We start from the raw sequence: 2,820 nt of genomic DNA, 5'->3' as shown, positions 1-2,820 counted from the left end.
TGTTCAACCGGACATGGTATAAGTCCTAAAAATAAACTAAAGTCCGAAGCTCAATTTATCAATATCATAAACTCTCACTTCTGCATCTTCAGCTAAAAGTTCTGATATTTCTTCAATTAAAGGTGCAATGTAAGGTTGCTTAAGATGGGAATTAAGAGCTTCTCGGTCTATCCATTCTTCAAAATATAAAAAGGTATTAGAATTATCAAACTCTTCATATAAAGTATAACTAATATTTCCAGCTTCTTTATGAGTTTCTTCAATACCAGGTTTTGCAAGTTCTAAAAATCGTTCTCGTTTTTCTGGTTTGATTTTGTATTTCCCAGCTAAAACAAGTGTAAATTTTTTGTCTTCATTTGCTTGATTCATGTTTAAATCCTTGAATTTTGGGCGTTGGTGATTTGAGTTATGATATCATGTCCGGATAAGAGCGCGAACAAAAAAATTTTCTCTTCTACTGCTCTTTGCTTCTTATTTCTTCCCTCCTGACTCCTGACTCCTGACTCCTAAAAAATTGCTTTCCGTTCCGGACTGCTCCGCAAACCCTGTGGGTCGCAATGAGGAAAACTAGAAGGATTCTATTGCAGTACCGTTACCAAAATTATTATTAATATTAACAACCTGAGCATATACAAATTTTATCACATAGGTTATAATTATCGCCTTTATGTCAAACCTGATTACAGTTCATTCATTCTCATCAACTTAGAAAAGCTTAACAATACTTAAATGCTTGTAATTGAGTAATAAGAAAAAACTACAAAAATGATTTAGATCATTGTTAATTTAGATCGCTAAGTAACATTTTAGAATATTTATCAGAAAATCTCAGCTTATTCCAATAAAAAAATCATAAAATCAATTTAATTAATGAATTAATGTAAGTTAAGGTGATAATCTAGTTGATAGAAAAAATGTTTCGGATATATCTAATAGATTTGCCTCACATCTGAACAGCAAATCAGATTGGTCAGAAGTGTGGACAATGATATTATTTAATATCTCGAACAAGTGGCCTCCATCTGCTTATGCAAAGGCCGATAGCTTACTAACAAATTTAGATGTTAAACTGTGCAAGAAAGCGATTATGCTCAGTAATGCTAACGGGATATTACTCTATAACGCTGACACAAACACAGTCTTGAAACAAATATTCAAAGATCATAGCAAATTGGAAAAATTAAGCGGATAAACTATGGAATACAAAAACGCAGTTCTAGATGACAAAGCTCTGCAAGAAGGCTTAAATGGGATCAACCCCAAATTCGGGGACTTTTGTACTCGTGTAGCAGGTGAAGCATGGGGTTTACCACTCATAGACCAGAAAACCAAAGCTCTGATTACAATAGCAATTGATGTAGTCAATCAAGATCATGTAGGTCCGGGAAACCCTTTTGGCGCTCATGTTAATATGGCAATGCAACAGGGAGCTACCCGTGAAGAAATAGAGGAGTTGCTAGTATTCACCTGTGTTTATGCAGGATTTAATAAAGCAGCAGGTTGCTTCGGCGCTCTGAATGAAATTTTAGGCCCGTCCGCATAATCTTGAAGAAGGCAGAAAGCAGAAGGCATACCCCCTACCCCCCTTTGAAAGGAGGGAGTATAAATTTAACAAATGCGGTCGGGCAAGACCCGTGAATGCCTGTGGATGAGTAGCCGCCGACGGTCTCAGTAGAAGCAGGAAGTAAACATTAAAATATCACGCTATGTGACGTTTTATATCAGTTTTATGAAGCAGCAGAAGGTCTAATTGTTTATTGATAGTCTTCGACACGCCATTCTGTGTCTACAAACCCTAAACAATTTTCAGCGCCGTGTAGACGGTAGACAAAAAAATTTACTTATGTCTTCAAGAGCAAAGAAAGCACAATTCTATAACTACGAGAAAGTGTGGTTTCTTTAACGATCGCTCGCGTCACCCAGCAATTTTGTTTCAACTAATGAAAAAACAACTACAAGTTCAGATATTATGAAAAAGCGCACAAATTATTACAAAGACCTAGCAGTAGATTACTCCCGAGCTATTCCAGTAGCTGCTGATGTTGCCACAGAGATGATTGCTCTAGCAGAAAAAATCATTGCCATGAAAGAAGCAACATTACCAGATCTCAGTCCTGACTACACATTAGAACAAATAGAGAAAGAAAATAAAGAGTGGTGGCCTACTCATTGTGAAGCTTTGAGACAGGGACGCGGTGATATTCTCACGGCAGAATATTATAAAGATTTAGTCTATTTGTGCCAAGACGGACAATATTTTGGTCTAGAGGAACAAAAAGAAAGGGAACAGCATTGGTGGGCATTGATTTCTCAACCAGGGGTTATCATGTGCTGGCCTATTGTTATGTTTTCTGGAGAACATACATTCTTCGAGTGGAAAAGTGTGGATCTCGAAACCAACGAAACTATTGCCAAGGGAAATGTAACTTGGGTACGTCGTGGTCACAGAGGTGGTTGTTACTTAAAGACTGAGCAATTAACATTCTATCGTGATGTATTTGCTCCTGATTCACTCTTGAAGTTGATTACTACATAAGAGAAAAAATTAGACATCTCCTCCAAAAGAGGGAGTAGGGAGTAGGGAGTAGGGAGTAGGGAGAAATAATTGAGAATTTCTGTGGGATAATTGATTTTATTTTTTATTCTTGGAGATGTCTATTAGATAGTTAAACTGAAGGAAGTTGATAATAATTTCCAGCTCCCTATTAACTATAATTTTTGCCAGAAAAAGTATCGAATATTGAATCTATTATTTGAGCGCACCATTGAGTTGAAAATTATCACAAAGGTAGAGCGTCATATAATTAATAGTGGAAGCTA

3 protein-coding genes are annotated in these 2,820 nt (G+C 36.5%); 2 read left to right on the top strand and 1 reads right to left on the bottom strand.

Going from position 1 to position 2,820, the window contains the following annotated elements; translation table 11 throughout:
- Positions 1-36: 36 nt before the first annotated feature.
- On the bottom strand, positions 37-369 hold the full coding sequence (locus F6K13_RS26800) for a putative quinol monooxygenase (protein ID WP_124144749.1): 333 nt from the start codon (positions 367-369) through the stop codon (positions 37-39).
- An 826-nt stretch (positions 370-1,195) separates the two neighbouring features.
- Here F6K13_RS26800 and F6K13_RS26795 point away from each other — a divergent pair.
- Positions 1,196-1,543 (top strand): carboxymuconolactone decarboxylase family protein, encoded by a 348-nt coding sequence (locus tag F6K13_RS26795; RefSeq protein ID WP_124144748.1) that lies wholly within the window; start codon positions 1,196-1,198, stop codon positions 1,541-1,543.
- Positions 1,544-1,969: 426 nt separating this feature from the next.
- Entirely contained in the window at positions 1,970-2,536 is a 567-nt protein-coding gene (locus F6K13_RS26790; RefSeq protein WP_124144747.1) for a hypothetical protein, read from the top strand.
- The last annotated feature ends 284 nt before the right edge of the window (positions 2,537-2,820 follow it).

The sequence above is a fragment of the Okeania sp. SIO2B9 genome, from assembly GCF_010672505.1.
Classification (GTDB): Bacteria; Cyanobacteriota; Cyanobacteriia; order Cyanobacteriales; family Microcoleaceae; genus Okeania; species Okeania hirsuta.
This window is presented reverse-complemented; position numbering and strand designations above follow the sequence as displayed.